The 529-nt window shown below is 61.6% G+C and carries 1 pseudogene; it reads left to right on the forward strand.

The features are described from left to right. Positions 1-529 (forward strand): annotated as a pseudogene (locus RMCB_RS30205) (NAD(P)/FAD-dependent oxidoreductase); the annotation flags it as partial.

Genomic DNA, 529 nt, shown 5'->3' on the forward strand with positions numbered 1-529 from the left:
ACCGTGGAACGCCCGCTGGTCACCCGCTTCGAGGGCAACACCGCCTACTTCCGTGACGGCACCCAGGACGAGTTCGACGCGGTGGTGCTGTGCACCGGATACCAGCACAAGTACCCGTTTTTGCCCAGTGAGTTGTCGCTGTCCTCCCCGAACGTGCTGTATCCGGCCAACCTGTACAAGGGGGTGGTCTGGCAGCAGAACACCAACCTGTTCTACCTGGGGGCCCAGGACCAGTACTACACGTTCAACATGTTCGACGCCCAAGCCTGGTTTGCCCGCGATGTGATGACCGGGGTGATCACCCTGCCCGACTACGACAAACGTGAGGCCGATATCGAGGTGTGGCTCGAACGCCAGGCCGCGTTGCCCGATCATGACGCCGAGGCCGAATTCCAGACCGACTACGTGCGCGAGCTCATCGACGCCACCGACTATCCGTCGTTCGACCTGGACGCGGTGTGCCAGCTGTTCAAAGACTGGATGCACAACAAGCACGTCGACATCCTGGGCTACCGCGATGCCCAGCATC

The sequence above is a fragment of the Mycolicibacterium brisbanense genome, assembly GCF_001570425.1.
GTDB classification, from domain to species: Bacteria; Actinomycetota; Actinomycetes; order Mycobacteriales; family Mycobacteriaceae; genus Mycobacterium; species Mycobacterium brisbanense.